The following is a 19,329-nucleotide window of genomic DNA, read 5'->3' as shown; positions in this document are numbered from 1 at the left end:
TGGCGCGCGTGCCCGAAGTGGGAAGTAACGGAACCGGCGGTCTCGACGACGGGCAGACGCTCCCGCCGGGTGCACGCGGATACGAGGGGTTCGGCGGACACATCGGGCGGACCAGTGCGCAGTCGACGCCGTGGTGGAAGCCGGAGACGAAGGCTCCGGCGGGCGCGCCGAACATCGTGGTGATCCTCATCGACGACATGGGTTATTCGGACATCGGACCGTTCGGCTCCGAGATCGACACCCCCAACCTCGACCGCCTCGCCGACAACGGGTACCGGCTGACGAACTATCACACCACCTCGGTCTGCTCACCGGCCCGTGCGGCGCTGCTCACCGGACTGAACCCGCACCGCGCCGGGTACGGCAGCGTCGCCAACGTCGATCCCGGCTTCCCGGGACTGCGGATGGAACTCGCCGACGACGCACTGAGCCTCGCGGAGATTCTGCGCGCGAACGGGTACGCCACCCACGCGGTGGGCAAGTGGCATCTGGCCCGCGACACCAACCTCGCGCCGGGGCGCACCCGCGACTCCTGGCCGCTGCAACGCGGATTCGACAGTTATTACGGATCGCTCGAGGGTCTCAATTCGTTCTACTACCCGAACGAGCTGATCTCCGACAATTCGGTCGTCGACGTCGAGGAGTATCCGTCGGACTACTACGTCACCGGCGACATCACGGACAAGGCCGTCGCCCGCATCAAGAGCCTGCGGGCTCACGACGCCGACAAGCCGTTCTTCCTGTACTTCTCGCACATCGCGATGCACGGACCGCACCAGGCCAAGCCCGAAGACCTGGACAAGTACCGCGGCCGCTACAGCGAGGGCTGGGACGCTTTGCGACGCAAACGTTTCGACGCGCAGGTCGAGGCCGGGTTCTTCCCGCCCGGGACGCGGATGGCCGAGCGCAACACCGAACCGGGATTCGACGCGCCGCCGTGGGACGAACTCACCGACGAGGAACGACAGCGGTTCGCCCGGTACCAGGAGGTGTACGCCGCGATGGTCGACAGCATCGACCAGAGCGTCGGGCGGGTGCTCGACACCCTCGACGAACTCGGCGAGACCGACAACACCATCATCGTGTTCACGTCCGACAACGGCGGCACCGCCGAGGGCGGTGTGGCGGGGACCCGGTCGTATTTCAGTCAATTCGTGCACGGACCGGTCCCGTCGGACTGGGTGCGCGACGTCCCGCACGACGAGGAACTGATCGGCTCGGCGAAGATCGGGGTGCATTACCCGCGCGGCTGGGGGCAGGCGTCGAACACCCCGTTCCGGTTCTACAAGGGCCAGACGTTCGCCGGCGGTGTGCGGGTGCCGTTCCTGCTGTCGTGGCCGGCCGGACTGCGGCGCGCGAACGGTGACACCGGGCTGCGCAAGCACTACTCGTACGTCACCGACATCACCCCGACCCTGCTCGATCTCGCCGGACTGCACACGCCGAGCCACCGGAACGGGCTTCCCGCCCAGGAGCGGGACGGCGTCAGCATCGCGCGGGTCCTGCGCGACGACGCGGAGCCGACGCCGCACACCGAGCAGTACGCCGAATTCGGCGGTCACCGCGGGTTCTACCGGGACGGATGGAAACTGCTGTCGCTGCACACGGATCCGACCCGGGTCGACGATCCGCGGTGGCAGCTGTTCGACGTCGAATCCGACCCCGCCGAGACGACGGACGTGGCCGACCGCCACCCGGAGAAGGTGCGGGAACTCGCCGAGGCGTGGGACCGCGCGGCGTGGCACAACACGGTGTTCCCTCTGCTCGACGATCGCAAGGCCGTGCAGCGCCGTCCCGACGAGCGCCGGCTCGCCGAGCCGGTGACTATCCTCGCGGGCACCCCGACGCTGGAACGCTATCGGTCCGGTGTGCTGATCCAGTACCGCGACTTCACCGTCGACGTCGCCACCCACGCGATCGCCGCCGGCGACGAGGGGGTGCTCGTCGCGCACGGCGACCCGCACGGCGGATACGTGCTCTACGTGGAGGACGGCCGGATCGTTTTCGCCGTCAACAGCTACGGCCGGGTGGCGCAGACGTCCGCGCCCCTCGGCGCGGATGTGGTGGGTGTGCAGGTGCGGGCGTCGGCCACCGAATCGGTTCGGTGGAACTTCACCGTCGCGCTCACCGATTCGGCCGGTGTGAGCACCGACGTGGCCACCCTCGACGACCAGTTCCAGCTGGTCGGCATGGCGCCGTGGACCGGCATCTCGGTGGGCGTCGACGCCCGCGGTCCCGTGGTGTGGGATCTGCGGGAACGACGCGGGACCTTCCGATTCACCGGCCTCCTGCGGTCGGTGACCTACACCCCCGGTCCCGTGCGGGTGCCCGAACCGGTGATCCGGGAGGTCGAGGAGCTGGCCGAAGCGATGGCCGACTAGCCGTCGGAATCCTTCGTCCCGTCGGAACCCTTCGTCCCGTCGGAGTTCCGGCGCCAGTGGGTGAAGCGCTCCTTGATGTCGGCTGCGACGTCGCCGACGCCGTTGCCGACGGCCTCGACGGTCGTGCCCAGCCCGCTGCCGATCTCACGGAGCATGCGGATCAGCGGGTCGTTCGACGCGTCGAAGTTCTGCTTGTACGTCTTCGCGGCGTTGCGGAACTCGTCGCCGATCTTGGCGGCGTCGTCCTCGCTGCGGTGTGGGTAGTCGCCGCGCAGGATCGCGGCGTAGGCGCCGCTGTCCACCCACTTCTTCAGCTCGGCGGCGCGCAGCACCGAGAAGGGGTGGGTGAGCAGTTCGATGTTGAGGAGCTTGAGCACGCCGTCGCGCAGATCGCCGCTCGCGTCGTACTCGGCGGCCTGGGCGAGGAACGCTTCGGTGTCGATCTCGCTGACCCGGGAGCCGCCCGCCAGCTTCAACTGCACACGCAGCGCCGTGTGGACGTCCTGCCCGCACAGCAATCCGGCACGGTCGCCGGACAGTTCCGACTTACGCTGCCATTCCAGGAGGGCGGCAATGATTGCCCGGAGCGCCCACCCGCCTACGGGTATCCAGCCGACGGTCCCGGCCAGACGCATCAGGTGCATGAGGATCGTGCGATACACCGCGTGCCCGGACAGCGCGTGGCCGAGTTCGTGGCCGATGATGAACCGCTGCTCCTCGTAGTTCATCACGTCGAGCAGCCCGGTCGTGACGACGATGAACGGCCGGTCCATGCCGATGGTGAAGGCGTTCACGACGGGGGTCTGCAGCACGAACAGTTCGGGTGTCTCGTCGGCGCCCAGAATGCGCACGCAGTCGCTGCGGAGGTCGTGGAGGTCGGTGAACTGCCTCTCGTCGACGCGCACCGATCGTGGCGAGGTACATCAGCCGGTGCTGGCGCTCCTGGAGCAGACCCGAGATGGTGCGGAAAACGGTGTCGAAACCCTTCAGCGTGCGCAGGGTGACGAGTGCGGCGCGGTCCGCGGGGTGCTCCCACGCGCGCGAGCTGATGTCCGGGAATGCCGTGCGGACGCGATCGGGTGTGCTGGTCAAGTCGTCCCCCTGGTTCGGTGTGCGTCGAGCCGTCCTCGTCAGGGTAGTGGCGGCAGGGCGCCGACGACGCTAGGCAACTCCGGCGCGACGTGGCACCATCGCGTGTGTGACCAGCAGACCTGCCGAGCCGCAGTACCTGCGCGACCTCGCGCGGCTGCGCCGCGTCCGCGACCGGATCGACCGCGAGTACGCGCAACCGCTGGACGTCGAGGCGCTGGCCCGCGACGCGCACATGTCGGCCGGGCACCTCAGCCGCCAGTTCCGGGCCGCGTACGGCGAGTCTCCGTACGCGTATCTGATGACGCGGCGCATCGAACGGGCGATGGCCCTCCTGCGCCGGGGCGACCGCACGGTCACCGAGGTCTGTTTCGAGGTCGGCTGCGCATCGCTGGGCACGTTCAGTACCCGCTTCACCGAGCTGGTCGGTGTGCCGCCCAGCACCTACCGGCGCGAGGCGGCGCGGGCCACCGCGGGGATGCCGTCGTGCCTCGCGAAACAGGTGACGAGACCGATCAGGAATCGAGAAGCACAGGTCGCGGGCCGCAACTAACGTGGCCACCATGGACATCAGCATTCATTCGAGCTTCCTCCCGCACAACGACCCGGCCGAATCCCTGGCCTTCTACCGCGACACCCTCGGTTTCGAGGTTCGCAACGACGTCGGCTACAACGGGATGCACTGGATCACCGTCGGCCCCGTGGGCCAGCCCGACGTCTCCATCGTTCTGCACCCCCCGGCCGTCGACCCCGGCGTCACCGAGGAGGAGCGCCGCACCATCGTCGAGATGATGGCCAAGGGCACCTACGGCGGCATCCTCCTGGCCACCAAGGATCTCGACAGCACCTTCGAGCGGCTGCAGGCCGGCGACGCCGACGTCGTCCAGGAGCCGACCGAGCAGCCGTACGGGGTCCGCGACTGCGCCGTCCGCGATCACGCCGGCAACCTGATCCGCATCCAAGAACTGCGCTGAGCTTCCGCCCAGCCGGTAGACAACCGACCCACGGAGACCGCGATCGCGGTCCGCACACAGAGGGAGACAGGATGAGCACGGCCACGAGGACGGACATACAGTCGCCCGAACTGCATGCCGCCGACAGCCACGATCTGATCCGCGTGCGGGGTGCGCGGGTGAACAACCTCGAGAACATCAGCGTCGAGCTCCCGAAGCGCAGGCTGACCGTGTTCACCGGAGTCTCCGGCTCGGGCAAGAGCTCTCTGGTGTTCAGCACGATCGCCGCGGAATCGCAGCGGATGATCAACGAGACGTACAGCGCCTTCGTGCAGGGTTTCATGCCGACGCTGGCCCGCCCCGACGTGGACGTGCTCGACGGGCTGACCACCGCGATCATCGTCGACCAGCAGCGGATGGGCGCCGATCCGCGTTCGACCGTCGGCACCGCCACCGACGCCAACGCGATGCTGCGCATCCTGTTCAGCCGGCTCGGCAAGCCGCACATCGGATCGCCCCAGGCGTTCTCCTTCAACGTCGCGTCGATTTCCGGCGCGGGCGCGGTCACCGTCGAGAAGGGTGGCCGTCAGACGAAGGAGCGGCGGAGTTTCAGCATCACCGGCGGCATGTGTCCGCGCTGTGAGGGCCGGGGCTCGGTCACCGATTTCGACCTCACCGCGCTGTACGACGACAGCAAGTCGCTCAACGAGGGCGCGCTCACGATCCCCGGTTACAGCATGGACGGCTGGTACGGGCGCATCTACCGCGGCTGCGGCTACTTCGACCCCGACAAGCCGATCCGCAAGTACACCAAGAAGGAACTCGACGACCTCCTCTACCGGGAGCCGACCAAGATCAAGGTCGAGGGCATCAACCTGACGTACACCGGGCTGATCCCCCAGATCCAGAAGTCGTTCCTGTCCAAGGACGTCGACGCGATGCAGCCGCACATCCGCGCGTTCGTGGAGCGGGCCATCACGTTCACCACCTGCCCCGACTGCGACGGCACCCGGCTCAACGAGGGCGCTCGGTCCTCGAAGATCAAGGGCATCAACATCGCCGACGCCTGCGCGATGCAGATCAGCGACCTCGCCGTGTGGGTCCGTGGCCTGAAGGAACCGTCGGCGGCGCCGCTGCTGGAGTCGCTGGGCGACACCCTGGACTCGTTCGTGGAGATCGGGCTCGGCTACCTCAGCCTGGACCGGCCGTCCGGGACACTGTCGGGCGGTGAATCTCAGCGCACCAAGATGATTCGACACCTCGGCTCCTCGCTCACCGATGTCACCTACGTGTTCGACGAGCCCACCATCGGTCTCCACCCCCATGACATCCAGCGCATGAACAACCTGCTGCTGCGGCTGCGGGACAAGGGCAACACGGTGCTCGTCGTGGAGCACAAGCCGGAGACGATCGCGATCGCCGATCACATCGTCGACCTCGGCCCCGGTGCCGGCACCGCGGGCGGCACCGTCTGCTTCGAGGGCACCGTCGACGGACTGCGTGCCAGCGACACCATCACCGGCCGCCACTTCGACGACCGGGCCACGCTGAAGGAGTCGGTGCGTTCGTCGTCCGGGGCGCTGGAGATCCGGGGCGCGACGTCGCACAACCTCCAAGGTGTGGACGTCGATGTCCCGCTCGGGGTGCTCTGCGTGGTCACCGGCGTCGCCGGGTCCGGCAAGAGCTCACTGATTCACGGCTCGATCTCCGGGACCGACGGAGTGGTGTCGATCGATCAGACCGCGATTCGTGGCTCGCGGCGGAGCAACCCGGCCACGTACACCGGACTGCTCGACCCGATCCGGAAGGCGTTCGCGAAGGCCAACGGTGTGAAGCCGGCACTCTTCAGCTCCAACTCCGAGGGTGCCTGCCCCACGTGCAACGGCGCCGGCGTGATCTACACCGACCTCGGTGTCATGGCCACCGTCGAAACCCCGTGCGAGGAGTGCGAGGGCAAGCGGTTCCAGGCGTCTGTGCTCGAGTACACGCTCGGTGGCCGGAACATCGCCGAGGTGCTCGCCATGTCGGTGACGGAGGCGGAGGAGTTCTTCGGCGACGGCGACGCGCGGATCCCGGCGGCGCACAAGATTCTGCAGCGGCTCGCCGACGTCGGGATCGGGTATCTCAGCCTCGGTCAGCCGCTCACCACCCTCTCCGGCGGCGAGCGGCAGCGGCTCAAGCTGGCCACGGCCATGGCCGACAAGGGTGAGGTCTACGTCCTCGACGAGCCGACCACCGGCCTGCACCTCGCCGACGTCGAGCAGCTGCTCGGCCTGCTCGACAGGCTCGTCGACTCCGGCAAGTCGGTCATCGTCATCGAGCATCACCAGGCCGTCATGGCGCACGCCGACTGGATCATCGATCTCGGACCCGGCGCCGGTCACGACGGTGGCCGGATCGTCTTCGAGGGCACACCGGAAGATCTGGTCGACGCCCGCTCCACCCTCACTGCCGAGCACCTCGCGACCTATGTCGGTGCCTGACCTCGACGTTCAGGCACCGTCGGCGAGTCGATCCAGGAGCGGGGTGAGGCGGTAGTCGACCAGCTTGCGCATGACCAGTGAGGTGGTGGTCTGCTCGACGCCGTCGATGTCGAGGATGCGGCCGGCGATCCGATAGAGGTCGTCGGCATCGCGGGCGATGACGTGGATGAGAAGGTCTGTGGCGCCGCTGAGTCCGTGCACCTCGACCACTTCGGGGATGCCGTCGAGCGCGGCGGCGACGGGGGTCAGTTTGCGCTGGGTGACGCTGGTCAGGATGAACGCGGTCAGCGGATATCCCAGCGCACCGGGGTCGATGCGGCGTTCGAAGGACTGCAGCACTCCCTGACGCTCGAGCTTGCCGAGGCGGGCCTGCACGGTGTTGCGGGACAGTCCGGTCTTGTCGGCGAGCGCGATCACGGTCGCGCGTGGATCGTCGGTGAGCGCGCCGAGGATCTTGGCATCGAGCGAGTCGACGGTGCTGCTGCTGGGCATTGTGCCAACCTCCAACGGGGGCGACGGCGTGGTGGTTCGCAGAATGCTGAAATTCTGCGGCCGGTATTGCTCGAAGTGTATGCCGGTGGTCGACTGTGCGAGAGATCTGCACAAGAACTCGCAATAGAAGGGTGGAGTGACGCCACCCCGCGGTAGGTCTGGTTCCAGAAGGTCCGCCTGCCCGTCGCCGCCGATCCACCCCGCCCACGACCTGGGCCGGGGAGGATCGAGTCGGTGCCAGGAATTCACAGGCAAGGACGGAACGATGACGGACTCCCGCACGACACAGCTCTCCCCGCGTTCGACCACCCCGGAAACGCTCGTGGAGATCGAGCAGCGCGTGCTCTGGCTCTCGACCGCGATGATCCACCACGCCAACCGGGTTCGCCCGAACCCGTCGGGCCTGAAGGTGGGTGGGCATCAGGCGTCGTGTGCGTCGATGGTGTCGATCATGACGTCGCTGTGGTTCGAGCAGCTGCGCCCGGGGGATCGGGTGTCGGTGAAACCGCACGCGTCCCCGGTGCTGCACGGCATCAACTACCTGCTCGGTGAACTGGACGAGAAGTACCTGACGACGCTGCGCGAGTTCGGTGGGTTGCAGTCGTACCCGTCCCGGATCAAGGACCCGGATCCGGTGGACTATTCGACCGGGTCGGTCGGCATCGGGGCGACGGCCCCGATCTGGGGTGCGATCGCCCGCCGGTACGTGAACACCCAGATCGGTTCGGCGGGGACGGGCCGGCAGTACTCCCTGGTGGGGGACGCGGAGTTGGACGAGGGCGCGGTGTGGGAGGCGATCCTCGATCACTCCGTCGCCGAACTCGGGGAGATCGTGTGGATCGTCGACCTGAACCGGCAGTCCCTGGACCGGGTGGTGCCGAACATCGCCGCCGGCCGCCTCGAGTCGATGTTCTCCGCGGCCGGGTGGCAGGTGCTGACGGTGAAGTTCGGGACCTTGCTCGAGTCGCTGTTCACCCGCGCGGGCGGACCGGCGCTGCGGTCGCGGATTCTGGACATGCCCAACCCCGAATACCAGCGGCTGCTGCGCTGTACCGCCGCCCAGGTCCGGGACCGGTTGCCCGGCGACGGGCCCGATGCGGCGGCGATCGCGGCCCTGATCGCCGGGTTGGACGACGAGACGTTGCTGGCGGCGATCCGTAACCTCGGCGGTCACGACCTGGACGCGCTGCGGGCGGCGTATGCGCAGATCGACGACACCCGGCCGACGGTGATCATCGCCTACACCATCAAGGGCCGCGGCCTGCCGACGCAGGGGCATCCGCAGAACCACTCCTCGCTGCTCACGGTGGAGCAGTATCAGCAGTTGGCGGCGGAGTTGGGGATGGACCCGAATCATCCGTGGGCGCGGTTCGATGCCGATAGCACCGCCGGTCGTGTCTGTGCCGCCTCCGCCGAGTGGCTGCGGCGTGACCCGGTCGAACCGGCCACCCCACCCGCCGTGCCCGCGGACATCGGGCGCACCCCGTCGGGGACGTCGACCACGCAGGCCGCGTTGGGCCGGGCGCTGCTGGACCTGTCCCGGCAGGCCCCGGACGCCGCCAAACGCGTCGTCACCGTGTCGCCGGACGTGTCCTCGACGACGAACCTGGCGGGGTGGTTGAACAAGGTGGGGGTGTGGTCGCCGCACGAGCGCCGCAACTGGTTCGACGACGACGCCGAGACGATCATGCACTGGCGGGAGAAGCCCACCGGGCAGCACATGGAACTGGGGATCGCGGAGACGAACCTGGTCGGGTTGATGGGGGAGCTGGGGGCCACGTGGAGTCGGTGGGGTCAGCCGCTGTTCCCGATCGGGGTGATGTACGACCCGTTCGTCGAGCGGGCGCTGGAACCGTGGTCGTACGGGATCTATGCGGGCGGGCAGTCCATTCTGGTCGGCACCCCGTCCGGGGTGACGCTGGCCGCGGAGGGTGGGGCGCATCAGTCGATCAAGACGCCGTCGATCGGGCTGGAGCAGCCCGGGTGTGTGAGTTTCGAACCCGCGTTCGCGATCGACGTGGAGTGGGCCCTGCTGGACAGCATTTCCCGGTTGGGTCGCCCGGACGGGTCGTCGTCGTATCTGCGGCTCTCGACCCGCCCGGTCGATCAAACCCTCGCGAATGTGCCGTCGGATCCGGCGGCGCGGGAGCGTCGGCGCCGTCAGGTGGTCGCCGGGGCGTACACGTTGCGGCACGCGGACAGCCCGGCGGTGACGGTGGTGGGGATGGGGGCGATGATGCCCGAGACCCTGGCGGCCGCGGACCGGTTGGCCGAGCAGGGTATCGCCGCGGACGTCGTGTGCGTCACCAGCCCCGGACTGTTGTTCGAGGCGGTGCAGGCCCGCCGCGGGCTGGCGGACGGTCCGTCCTGGATCCTGGATCAGGTGTTTCCGGCGGAGCGGGCGGCGCCGATGGTGACGGTTCTGGACGGGCACCCGCACACCCTGGCGTTCCTGACCGGCATCAACCACGTCCGCGGTGCGGCGCTCGGGGTCAGTAGGTTCGGGCAGGTCGGGTCCCTCGACGACGTGTACCGGTACCACGGCATCGACACCGACAGCATCGTCCGCGCCGCCCTCGACCTCGCCGACTGACCGCGAGGGGCGGCTACCGCGTGGTGGTCGGCGCCGCAGGCTGGAGCGACAGCCCGGCGTAGATCTGGTCGAGAACTGTGGGCAGCAAGGCATTCGCCGTCGTCTTGCCCTCGGGCGACAGGGTCAGGTTCGTCCAGATCACGAGTGTCACGTCGTTGTCGCTGTCATGGCCCATGAACGAGTTGAAACCCGGCAGTTCACCGCCGTGGTAGTACATCGACGCGTTCGGGCCGAAACGCTGATAGCTGATGCCGTAACCGTACTGCTGGCCGTCCGGCGCACTTGGGTCCTCGGCTTGCAGGCTCTGGAGCCACTGCTGCTGATAGTCGGAGTTCAACACCTTGCCCGACACCAGGGCCTGCATCCAGGTGGCCATGTCGTCGGCAGTCGAGATGGCCCCGCCGGCGGCGGTGGCGTAGGAGGGGTTCTGGTTGGTGTAGTCGATGGGTTGCAGCGTTCCCGCACGCGCTGCCGCCTGGATGTCGGGAGGATACGGTTCGTCGACGAGTGCGTAGGCCGACCCCCCATACATGTAGCCGTGCGAGTACGGGTCCGGGATGGCGGTGTCGTCGGCGGCGGGAAGGCTGGTCTGCTGCAGACCGAGCGGGCCGAGCAGCCGATCCTGGAACTGTTCGGCCAGCGGGCGGCCGCCGACCTTCTCGGCCACCAGGCCCAGCAGCACGTAGTTGGTGTTGTTGTACTCGTAGGACGTGCCGGGTGGGAAGTCCGGAGGATGACTGAACGCGATCGCCAGTGCTTCCTGCGGTGTCCAGGCCTTCGCAGGGTCGGCATCCATGGTTGCCGCGAGTTCGGGAGCGCTCGTGTAGTTGTAGAGTCCGCTGCGCATCTTCAACAGCTGGTCGATGGTGATGTTGTTGCCGTTCGGCACATCTGGGACGTAATCGGACACCGGGTCGTCGAACCGGAGCTTGCCGTCCTGGGCGAGCAGTACGGTCAGGGCCGCCGTCAAGGTCTTGGTGTTCGAGGCGATCCGGTAATGGGTATCGGCGGCCGGCGGCGATTGCGTGCCCAGCTGGGTGGTGCCGACCGATGCCGTGAAGCTCCCTTGGGGGGTATGCACCAGGACCACCGCGCCGGGGACGAGTAGCTCCTCGGCGGCACCCTCCACGGCGTCCTGGAATGCGGCCGGATCGATGGAGTTCAACGCGGACTGCGTTGGTGTGGTACTGATTTCGGTGGTCGGTTCGGAGGTGGTGGAGCAGCTCACGATCACGAGGGCAAGGCACGCCACGAGTGCGGCGCAGCGCGCGCCAAATCTCTTCTCCGCCCGGACAATTCTCATCGTCGGGATCACCGCCTTCGCCCCGAGCATCCGGCGCCGCGCCGATGAGCGGTACCGGTGGTCGACGTCGCAGTCGTCGAAGCGATTCTAACATCGCGCGGCAGCGCGCTCGGGCTTCTCCGGCTCGTCGAGGCTCGTGGTTCCGTCGGCCCATACCACCAGGCTGGAGCGGACGGGCCGTGCCGCCAGCCACTCGGCGGCACGTTCGCCCATCGCGTAGGCGGCGGTGGCGTCGATGTCTGCCCACGTCAATGTGTCGGCGATGACGGTGACCGAGGCGACGCCGGTGGGCGGTTGTCCGGTGCGGCCGTCGACGAGGTGGCTGCCGCGGTGCGCGGTGCCGGACGTGGCGACGGCGCCCGTGTGTACGGGTACGACTGCAATGAGAGTCCGGGTGTCGAAGGGATTTTCGATCCCGATGCGCCACGGCGCGGTGGTGGGGTCGAGGGTGCGGCAGGTCATGTCGCCGCCCGCGGAGAGACAGAAGTCGGTGGCGTCCAGTGCCCGGAGGTGCTCGGCGGCCCGCTCGACCGCCCACCCTTTCACGACTCCGTTCGGATCGAGCACGACGTCGCCGCCGGGCCCGGGACGACGGATGGAGAAGGCGCCACCGGATTCCCGTTCGGCGCGGTGGCCGAGCGCGAAGACCTCGGCCACGTCGGGCGGCAGTTGCTCGGTCCCCTTCTCCTGGCGAATCATCCTGGACAGGAAGGAGTCCGGTCGATACGTGCTGAAGAGCTGATCCGCCGCACGCAGTGAAGTGAGTGCATCGGCCCAGGCCTGGCGGCCGCGGCGGTCGGCGGCGTGCCGCCCGCGCATGGCCAGGCTGATGGGCATGCCCATCACGTGTTCGACGTAGCGCTGCGTGCTGTCACGGAACCGCGGATCGGGTGTGGCCCCGGCCGGGGCATCGACGCTCACAGTCCCGCCTCGTCGAGAGCGGATTGCAGCGATTGCACGTAGCCGTCGCTCGTGACGGTGGCGCCGCTGACCATGTCGATGTCCGCGCTCTGTGCGGCAAGGGTCCGATCGATCAGGACCGGCAGGGCGCGGGCGTTGATCTGCTGATCCTTGCCGTTGCCGTTCGGATATTGGGGAACGGTCACGTCGGTGATCGTGCCGCCCGACACCACGATCTGCACTTGCACCGGTCCCCAACGGGTTTGGGATGTGGAGCCGGTGAAAGTGGACGAAGCCTGTGCCGCGATGCCGCCGTCCGCGGCAGCCGGTTCGGTCGGTTGCGGCGGCTCGGACGACCCCGCCGATTGGGGGTCGCCGGACAGCGAGGTGGACGCGACGACGGTGTCCGGGATGGCATCCATCGGTCCCTCGGTGGAGGTGTGATAGCCGAACAGCAGCACACCGGCCGAGATGGTGCCGAGGAGCCATGTGACGATGCGTTTCATCGAGGAGGTCACCACCTGAAGTTTTCGGTGTGGACGCGGCCGTCGGGGACCCCGGCCGCGCGGGCTGTGCGGTGTACTGCGTCGGTCCACGGCTGCGGTCCGCAGATGTAGACGTCGCGGTGAGCGATGTCCGGAATCCAGTGAGTCAGTGCGGTGAGGTCGTCCACCTCGCCCATCCCGCTGCCGAGCCACGACCCGGGCGACCGACGCGGTCCGGGAAGCCACAGGATCTGCAGGCCCCGCCGGTCGGCCAGGCTCTGGAGTTCCCGGACGAACAGTGGCTCGGAGGTGTAGCGCATCAGCATGATCGCCTCCCCGGGGTCGTAGTCGAGTCCTTCGGCCAAGGCCCGCAGCGGGGTCGCGCCGACCCCGGCCCCGATCAGGACCACCCGCCGTGTGCTGCGTGCGCGGTGCGTCAACCGGCCGTACGGTCCTTCGAACAGCACGGGAGTGCCCGGTGCCAGCGCGTGGGTGCGGGTGCTGCCGTCGCCGAGCGCCTTCACGGAAATCCGGAGAGTGCGTCCGTCGGGGGCGGCGGAGAGCGAGTAGGGATTGGCCCGGGTCCAACCGGGACCGTCCAGGAAACGCCAGTGAAAGAACTGGCCCGCGGCTGCGGGCAAACGGTCGAGTCTGCGCCCGGACAGGTGGATCGAGACGACTCCGTCGCCTTCGGGAACGACCGCCGCGACCCGGAGTCGGTGCCGGGCAGTACGCCACAGGGGCAGACCGATCCGCCAGACGAGCACGGCTGCAGCGGCCAGTGCCCACAGGGTCCACCAGTAGACCGTCGCCGCCGGCGACGTCAGGAACTCCTGACCGGTCCAGAGTTGGTGCGGCAACGCCAGACCCGCACCGAGGTAGGCGTAGAGGTGCAGCAGGTGCCAACTTTCGTAACGCAACCGGTCGCGTACCGGCCGGATGCTGGTGACCACGACCATCAGCAGGACAGCGGTGCCGGCGACGGCCAGCAGTATGCCGGGGTAGTCGACGGTCAGTTCCCACAGCATCGCCGGGGTCCGGGCGAGGGAACCGTCGGCGTATCCCCAGGTGATGATGCCGATATGCCCGACCATGAGTCCGAACGACGTCGATCCGACGATGCGATGTATCCCGATCAGCCGGTCCTGGCCGAAGGCGCGCTCGAGCGCCGGGACACGCGCGACGAGGACGATCTGCACGAGTAGAAGGTCGGCGGCCACGAGCCCGGCGAGGCGACCGGCGGACATCAGCGCGGTCTCGGGTACCACGAGGTCCTGGATGCCCCCGCCGGCGACCCACCAGTAGCCGACCACCAGGAGGCTGAGCCAGAGCGCGACGCCGGCGCCGTATCGGACGCCGGCGTCGAACCGTGACGCGGTGAAGAGGTCAGCGGGACGACTGTTCGGGGCCTCCCGATAGGCGTACCTCGTGTCCGCCCCCGCGGGCGAGTGGAGGGGAATCGGTTCGGTTCGCATGGGCGTCCTCGGAGGTGTGGGGTGAGCAAGAGCGCGGCGGCCTGCACGCCCGAATACCCAGGATCAGCGGCCGACCTGAATGCCTGGATCGAGACGGCTGTGAGTTTCCTGCGAAGTGGCAGCGGGCGGCCCCCGGACGAACGGGACGCTCGTTGCGTCAGATCGAACGGGCGTCCCGTTCGTCCAGTGGGGGGCGTGACCGGCGACTAACATCGCCAGCACGTCAGGAGGTGGGGCCGATGGCCGAGCAGATCGACGACTACTTCACCTCGGTGGTGTCGTCGCTGGTGCCCGGTGAGCGCCGCCCCGGAGGGCTGCCGGCGGATCCGATCCGGCCACCGTCGCCGTTGTCGGTGCAGCGCGCGCTGGACCTGTTCGACGCCCAGCTCGGCAGCCGTCATCTCGATCTGGCGGCCCGCTGGTTGCGGTCGCGGGGCAAGGGGTTCTACACGATCGGCTCCTCCGGGCACGAGGGCAACGCGGCGGTCGCGGCGGCGCTGCGACCCACCGATCCCGCTCTGCTGCATTACCGTTCCGGCGGATTCTTTCTGGCGCGGGCACGGCAGGTCGACGGCAGTGATCCGTTGCGCGACGTCCTGCTCGGACTCGTGGCGGCAACGGAGGAACCGATCGCGGGCGGCCGTCACAAGGTGTTCGGTCGCCACGACCTCGACATCATTCCCCAAACCTCCACCGTCGCCTCACATCTCCCGCGCGCGGTCGGTGTCGCGTTCTCGATCGCCAGGGCGGCGAAGGTGCACGTCGACTCGCCGTGGCCGGCCGACGCCGTCGCGGTGTGCAGTTTCGGGGACGCGTCCGCGAACCATTCGACGGCCGTCGGTGCGATCAACACGGCCATCCACTCGGCCTTCCAGGGTTTGCCGCTGCCGCTGCTGCTGGTGTGCGAGGACAACGGGATCGGCATCAGCACGAAAACGCCGGCGGGATGGATCGCCGCGAATTTCGGGAACCGGGCGGGGCTCGAGTACTTCGAGGCGGACGGCTCCGACCTTCCTGCGACATACGCCACCGCGACACGCGCCGCCGACTGGGTCCGCAGGAACCGTAAGCCCGCGTTCCTGCATCTGCGTACGGTCCGGTTGATGGGTCACGCCGGGTCCGACGTCGAGTCCGCGTACCGGACGTCTGCCGAGATCGTCGCCGACTTCGACCGCGACCCCGTGCTGTGTACCGCAAAACTGCTGGTCGCCGGTGGTCACCTCAGCCCGGGCGAGGCACTCGACCGGTACGAAACGACGCGCGCCGAGGTCCTCGCGCTGGCCGAGCAGGTCAGCGCGCTGCCCCAACTGGACAGTTCCGCAGCGGTGATGCGGCCGCTCACCGACACCGCCGAGCAGGCCGCCGCCCTCGTCCCCGAGCGCGTCGACCCGGACCGTCGCGCGCAGGTGGTCGGATCCCCGCTCCCCGAGCAGGAGGGCCGGCTGACCCTCGGCCTCGCGATCAACCGGGCCCTGCTCGACGTGCTCGCCCGATACCCCGCGGCGCTGGTGTTCGGTGAGGACGTCGCCCGCAAGGGCGGGGTGTACGGGGTGACCCGGGGTCTGATGAAGAAGGCCGGGTCGGCGCGCGTCTTCGACACACTCCTCGACGAGCAGGCGATCCTCGGCCTCGCGCTGGGCGCCGGGGTGTCCGGCCTGCTGCCGATCCCGGAGATCCAGTACCTGGCCTATCTGCACAATGCCGCCGACCAGATCCGCGGGGAGGGCGCGACCCTGCAGTTCTTCTCCGACCGGCAGTACCGCAACCCCATGGTGGTGCGGGTCGCGGGTTACGGGTACCAGAAGGGCTTCGGCGGGCACTTCCACAACGACAACGCCGTCGCCGCACTGCGCGACATCCCCGGCATCGTCGTGGCGTCGCCCGCGCGCCCCGACGACGCCGCGGCGATGATGCAGACGTGCGCCGCGGCCGCCCGCACCGCGGGTGCGCTGTGTGTGTATCTCGAGCCGATTGCGTTGTACCACACCAGAGATCTGTACGACGACGGCGATGAGCAGTGGTTGACCGCCTACCCGGATCCCGACCACCACGTGCCGATCGGCTCGGCCCGCACGTACGGCGACGGCACCGACCTGACCATCGTCACGTTCGGCAACGGCGTGCGGATGAGCCTGCGCGTGGCGCGCAGACTGGAACAGGCGCGCATCACGGTGCGGGTGGTGGACATGCGGTGGCTCGCACCGCTACCCGTGCCCGACATCCTGCGTGAAGCGAACGCCACCGGCCGGGTTCTCGTCGTCGACGAGACCCGGAAGTCCGGCGGTGTCTCCGAGGGTGTCGTCGCCGCACTGGTCGACAACGGGTTTTCCGGACGACTCGCGCGGGTGACCAGCGACGACAGCTTCATCCCGCTCGGCGACGCGGCACTCGAGGTCCTGCTGTCCGAGGAGACCATCGAGGCGGCGGCGACCGCACTCGCGGGCCGGTAGGGCCACATCCTCGCGCCGCCCACGTCATCGGTCTCGGGCAGGAGGCGGAGGCGCACGAGGCGTGGGGACTGTTCCCTGACCTCCGTCGGGCTACAGCGCCGACACCCGATCCAAGGTGTCTCCGCGGAGATGTTCGTCCTCGCCGGGGGTGTCGGAGTGCCCGGTCAGCTCGTCGAGGAGGATGTATCCCCCGTAGCCGAGGCCGGCGACGGCGAGAACAGCGGCGTACAGCCGGTCGAGCATCAGTTTCTCCGTATCGTTTCGCGGAAACCCCCGAGCCGGGCAAGTATGCCGCGGCGCGAGCGTCGGGGGACCTACCCGTTCGGGTAGGTTTACGGGCAGTATTCGACTGACCGTACGGTAGAAAATCCGCGGACGTCCTACTTGACCGCGATGACGTCCACCGGCCGAATGTCGGGGTCCGCGGCGAGGAGGTCGGGGGCGACCTCGCCCAGGGCGGCCGGGATGGCTCCGTTCAGGTGCGCCTGCCGGCCGTCCTCGTTCGCAAACGTGTCGAAGATGCCGTAGGTGGTGTCGCTGACCTTGAACGCATACCAGGTGACGGTGCCTCCCTCCGCCGCCGCCAGGGCGCGACCCTGCTCCAGGAACGCGGCCAGTTCTTCGCCCTTGCCCGGCTTCGCCTCGAGCAGTGCCAGAATCCCTCGGTCGATCGTCATGATGTCTCCTCCTCATCGAAATCCGGCGTCGATCACCTCTGACGCTACGAGCGTCGAGCCGCGAGCGGAATGGCTGACGCGCCACCGTTGTCACCGCCTCTTCGTTCGCAGAGTGGTCAGTAGCGACGTCTCGAAGAATCGGTCGGGCTGCGCGGTTGTTCCGGGGGATGATTTCAGGTAGCGGTCGATGGCATGGGCCAGGCGCATGCGGTATTCGGGCGGTTCGATTCCAAAGTCTCGCTTGATCTTATGGGCGGGTGGGTCTCCGATGGGAAGCCACCTGACGGCGAGATCGAGGATCTCGTCGTTCAGGGACATGCGTGCCGGTGGCATCGAGCGCACCGTCGAGTCGAACGCCCCGATCATGCGGTACTCCCGGCGGCCGCGGTGACCGGTGGGGTGGGGAAGCCGCCGACGGCCAGTTCATAGGTGTGTGCCACGCGCAGGACCGTCGCGTCGTCGAAACGCTTGCCGATGATCATCATTCCGGTCGGCAGGCCGTCGACCAGCCCGGCGGGAACCGAGCAGGCGGGGTGACCGGTGACATCGAACGGGGCGGTGTTGCCGACCATCGACAGTGCGACGTCGAGGTAGTCGCCCAATGCCACATCGGCCGGGGGGATCTGCCGCGCGGTGTAGGGGACCGTAGGCATGACCAGCACGTCGAAGTCGGCGAGCGCGGCGTCGTAGGCCGCGCGGAGTTCGGGGACGAGTTGGCGCGCCATGGCGTAGTACTTCCCGCCGCCGACCTCGAACGTGTACCGGCCCGACAGCCCCACCAGCTTGACCGTCTTCGACAACTCGTGACCCCGCTCGAGACGCCGGCGCGCGAAGTGGGCGATCAGTTCCGGGTCGTAGAAGCCGTCGGTGTTCATGCCGTAGGCGTTGCCGTCGAGCATCTGGTACGCGGCACCCTCGGTCGCGATCACGTTCCACACGTGCATCGCGTCGCGATGCCATGGAATCGACACCGGCTCGGCCGCGAGCCCGGCACCCCGAAGAACCTCGACCGAGGCGCGGACGGCTGCATCGACCTCCGGATCGGACACTGCAGTGCCGAAGCCTTCGGAGACGACACCGACCCGGAGCCCCGACGCCGGTTCGGCGAGCGCCGCCGCATAGTCCACCGGCTCGACCGGGTGCGATTGCCGCGGATCGGCCCCGTCGGTGCCCGCGAGCACCGACAGCATGGTGGCCGCGTCGGCGACGGTGCGGGTCATCGGGCCGAGATGGTCGATGGTCCTCTCGATCGGAAAAGCCCCGGTGTACGGGACCAGGCCATGTGTCGGTTTGTGCCCGACGATGCCGCAGAACGCGGCGGGAATGCGGATGGAACCACCCTGATCTCCGCCGACGGCCAGATCGACCTCGCCGCCGGCGACCAGGGCGCCGGAACCACTGGACGACCCACCCGAATTGCGGGCGAGGTCCCACGGATTGCGTACCGGTCCCGGCTGCGAAGTGAAGCTCCCGCCCGAGAAGCACAGATCCTCACAGACGGATTTTCCGGCGATCGTGGCGCCGGCATCGAGCAGTCTGCTGACCACCGTCGCATCGTGACGCGGGACGAACCCCTCCACTGTGCGTGAGCCGTTCATCATCGGAACACCCGCGACCGCGACGTTGTCCTTGACCGCCACCGTGCGGCCGGCCAGCGGTCCCTCCGTGGATCCGGCGATGTCGGTGGTGACGTACCACGCTCCCAGGCGATCGTGTTCCGGTGCCGGCGGTGCCCAGGACCGTTCGGGGACGGGCGGGACCGCACGCTGATAGAGCTGCTCGACCGCGATCGACGCGGTGAGGGTGGCCTCGACGGCGGGAGCGAACTCCTCGAGGTCCGCAGCGGACAGCCCGAAGCGGAAGTGCTCGTTCAACGCCGCCAATCGGGCGGAATCGGGTGCAGGCAACGACGTCATGAAGGTGCGCTCCTCAGCTGTGATGTGGCGCCCGTGGGCACCTGGTCGAGGGTCGGCGGTCGGGGCCGGAAACGGCACAGGACCAGCCGGAATTTTCCCGGTGTTCTACGAACCGTAGGAGCAGCCGGCGCG

Annotated in this window: 15 protein-coding genes and 1 pseudogene; 6 read left to right on the top strand and 10 right to left on the bottom strand. The window is 68.4% G+C overall.

All coding sequences use genetic code 11. From position 1 onward, the window contains the following. Positions 1-17 precede the first annotated feature (17 nt). Complete coding sequence (locus tag ACFTWF_RS12210; protein ID WP_378461495.1) at positions 18-2,381, top strand: arylsulfatase; 2,364 nt, start codon at positions 18-20, stop codon at positions 2,379-2,381. Here the strand turns inward: ACFTWF_RS12210 and ACFTWF_RS12205 are convergent. Continuing rightward, positions 2,378-3,473: pseudogene (locus ACFTWF_RS12205) on the bottom strand (M48 family metallopeptidase). The gene ACFTWF_RS12210 and the pseudogene ACFTWF_RS12205 sit on opposite strands and share 4 nt — an antisense overlap. Positions 3,474-3,579: 106 nt before the next feature. Between ACFTWF_RS12205 and ACFTWF_RS12200 the strand changes: the two are divergent. The 3 genes from ACFTWF_RS12200 (at position 3,580) to ACFTWF_RS12190 (ending at position 6,906) form a co-directional block, all read left to right on the top strand. Then, positions 3,580-4,023: a helix-turn-helix transcriptional regulator gene (locus ACFTWF_RS12200; protein ID WP_378461459.1), complete on the top strand. Its 444-nt coding sequence runs from the start codon at positions 3,580-3,582 to the stop codon at positions 4,021-4,023. Between the two features lie 10 nt (positions 4,024-4,033). After that, complete coding sequence (locus ACFTWF_RS12195; protein WP_378461458.1) at positions 4,034-4,444, top strand: VOC family protein; 411 nt, start codon at positions 4,034-4,036, stop codon at positions 4,442-4,444. 71 nt (positions 4,445-4,515) lie between these two features. Then, positions 4,516-6,906 carry an ATP-binding cassette domain-containing protein gene (locus tag ACFTWF_RS12190; protein WP_378461457.1) on the top strand — a complete coding sequence of 797 codons (2,391 nt, stop codon included), beginning with the start codon at positions 4,516-4,518 and terminating at the stop codon, positions 6,904-6,906. A 9-nt stretch (positions 6,907-6,915) separates the two neighbouring features. On the opposite strand, the gene ACFTWF_RS12185 is transcribed toward ACFTWF_RS12190, so the two are convergent. Further along, positions 6,916-7,398 carry an Lrp/AsnC family transcriptional regulator gene (locus ACFTWF_RS12185; RefSeq protein ID WP_378461456.1) on the bottom strand — a complete coding sequence of 161 codons (483 nt, stop codon included), beginning with the start codon at positions 7,396-7,398 and terminating at the stop codon, positions 6,916-6,918. A 265-nt stretch (positions 7,399-7,663) separates the two neighbouring features. Here ACFTWF_RS12185 and ACFTWF_RS12180 point away from each other — a divergent pair, with 265 nt between their 5' ends. Continuing rightward, entirely contained in the window at positions 7,664-9,991 is a 2,328-nt protein-coding gene (locus ACFTWF_RS12180; protein WP_378461455.1) for a transketolase C-terminal domain-containing protein, read from the top strand. Between the two features lie 13 nt (positions 9,992-10,004). Here ACFTWF_RS12180 and ACFTWF_RS12175 read toward each other — a convergent pair whose 3' ends face one another. From ACFTWF_RS12175 to ACFTWF_RS12160, 4 genes are all read right to left on the bottom strand, one after another. Beyond that, positions 10,005-11,294 (bottom strand): serine hydrolase domain-containing protein, encoded by a 1,290-nt coding sequence (locus ACFTWF_RS12175; protein ID WP_378461454.1) that lies wholly within the window; start codon positions 11,292-11,294, stop codon positions 10,005-10,007. An 87-nt stretch (positions 11,295-11,381) separates the two neighbouring features. Then, entirely contained in the window at positions 11,382-12,215 is an 834-nt protein-coding gene (locus ACFTWF_RS12170; protein WP_378461453.1) for an FAD:protein FMN transferase, read from the bottom strand. After that, the gene (locus tag ACFTWF_RS12165; RefSeq protein ID WP_378461452.1) at positions 12,212-12,700 is read right to left on the bottom strand and encodes an FMN-binding protein; all 489 of its coding nucleotides are present in this window, start codon (positions 12,698-12,700) and stop codon (positions 12,212-12,214) included. The genes ACFTWF_RS12170 and ACFTWF_RS12165 overlap by 4 nt, the downstream gene beginning before the upstream one ends. Positions 12,701-12,708: 8 nt before the next feature. Beyond that, positions 12,709-14,154: a ferric reductase-like transmembrane domain-containing protein gene (locus tag ACFTWF_RS12160; protein ID WP_378461451.1), complete on the bottom strand. Its 1,446-nt coding sequence runs from the start codon at positions 14,152-14,154 to the stop codon at positions 12,709-12,711. 239 nt (positions 14,155-14,393) lie between these two features. Here ACFTWF_RS12160 and ACFTWF_RS12155 point away from each other — a divergent pair, with 239 nt between their 5' ends. Further along, on the top strand, positions 14,394-16,604 hold the full coding sequence (locus ACFTWF_RS12155; protein WP_378461450.1) for a thiamine pyrophosphate-dependent enzyme: 2,211 nt from the start codon (positions 14,394-14,396) through the stop codon (positions 16,602-16,604). Between the two features lie 90 nt (positions 16,605-16,694). Here ACFTWF_RS12155 and ACFTWF_RS12150 read toward each other — a convergent pair whose 3' ends face one another. The 4 genes from ACFTWF_RS12150 to ACFTWF_RS12135 form a co-directional block, all read right to left on the bottom strand. After that, on the bottom strand, positions 16,695-16,847 hold the full coding sequence (locus ACFTWF_RS12150) for a hypothetical protein (protein WP_378461449.1): 153 nt from the start codon (positions 16,845-16,847) through the stop codon (positions 16,695-16,697). A 137-nt stretch (positions 16,848-16,984) separates the two neighbouring features. Next, positions 16,985-17,281: a putative quinol monooxygenase gene (locus ACFTWF_RS12145; protein ID WP_378461448.1), complete on the bottom strand. Its 297-nt coding sequence runs from the start codon at positions 17,279-17,281 to the stop codon at positions 16,985-16,987. 90 nt (positions 17,282-17,371) lie between these two features. Next, entirely contained in the window at positions 17,372-17,647 is a 276-nt protein-coding gene (locus tag ACFTWF_RS12140; RefSeq protein ID WP_378461447.1) for a hypothetical protein, read from the bottom strand. Beyond that, positions 17,644-19,197 (bottom strand): amidase, encoded by a 1,554-nt coding sequence (locus tag ACFTWF_RS12135; RefSeq protein WP_378461446.1) that lies wholly within the window; start codon positions 19,195-19,197, stop codon positions 17,644-17,646. Before ACFTWF_RS12135 ends, ACFTWF_RS12140 begins: the two co-directional genes overlap by 4 nt. Positions 19,198-19,329 lie beyond the last annotated feature (132 nt).

Origin of the sequence: Rhodococcus sp. NPDC056960, assembly GCF_042674125.1 — a bacterium.
Taxonomy (GTDB): domain Bacteria; phylum Actinomycetota; class Actinomycetes; order Mycobacteriales; family Mycobacteriaceae; genus Rhodococcus_F.
The sequence above is the reverse complement of the archived record's forward strand: the minus strand, read 5'-3'. Positions and strand labels throughout refer to the sequence as shown.

Bases quoted from the DNA above. Each gene is read 5' to 3' on its own strand.
- ACFTWF_RS12185 (WP_378461456.1), bottom strand. From the start codon at position 7,398: ATGCCCAGCAGCAGCACCGTCGACTCGCTCGATGCCAAGATCCTCGGC.
- ACFTWF_RS12180 (WP_378461455.1), top strand. From the start codon at position 7,664: ATGACGGACTCCCGCACGACACAGCTCTCCCCGCGTTCGACCACCCCG.
- ACFTWF_RS12175 (WP_378461454.1), bottom strand. From the start codon at position 11,294: ATGAGAATTGTCCGGGCGGAGAAGAGATTTGGCGCGCGCTGCGCCGCA.
- ACFTWF_RS12165 (WP_378461452.1), bottom strand. From the start codon at position 12,700: ATGAAACGCATCGTCACATGGCTCCTCGGCACCATCTCGGCCGGTGTG.
- ACFTWF_RS12160 (WP_378461451.1), bottom strand. From the start codon at position 14,154: ATGCGAACCGAACCGATTCCCCTCCACTCGCCCGCGGGGGCGGACACG.
- ACFTWF_RS12150 (WP_378461449.1), bottom strand. From the start codon at position 16,847: ATGCTCGACCGGCTGTACGCCGCTGTTCTCGCCGTCGCCGGCCTCGGC.
- ACFTWF_RS12155 (WP_378461450.1), top strand. From the start codon at position 14,394: ATGGCCGAGCAGATCGACGACTACTTCACCTCGGTGGTGTCGTCGCTG.
- ACFTWF_RS12195 (WP_378461458.1), top strand. From the start codon at position 4,034: ATGGACATCAGCATTCATTCGAGCTTCCTCCCGCACAACGACCCGGCC.
- ACFTWF_RS12135 (WP_378461446.1), bottom strand. From the start codon at position 19,197: ATGACGTCGTTGCCTGCACCCGATTCCGCCCGATTGGCGGCGTTGAAC.
- ACFTWF_RS12190 (WP_378461457.1), top strand. From the start codon at position 4,516: ATGAGCACGGCCACGAGGACGGACATACAGTCGCCCGAACTGCATGCC.
- ACFTWF_RS12145 (WP_378461448.1), bottom strand. From the start codon at position 17,281: ATGACGATCGACCGAGGGATTCTGGCACTGCTCGAGGCGAAGCCGGGC.
- ACFTWF_RS12140 (WP_378461447.1), bottom strand. From the start codon at position 17,647: ATGATCGGGGCGTTCGACTCGACGGTGCGCTCGATGCCACCGGCACGC.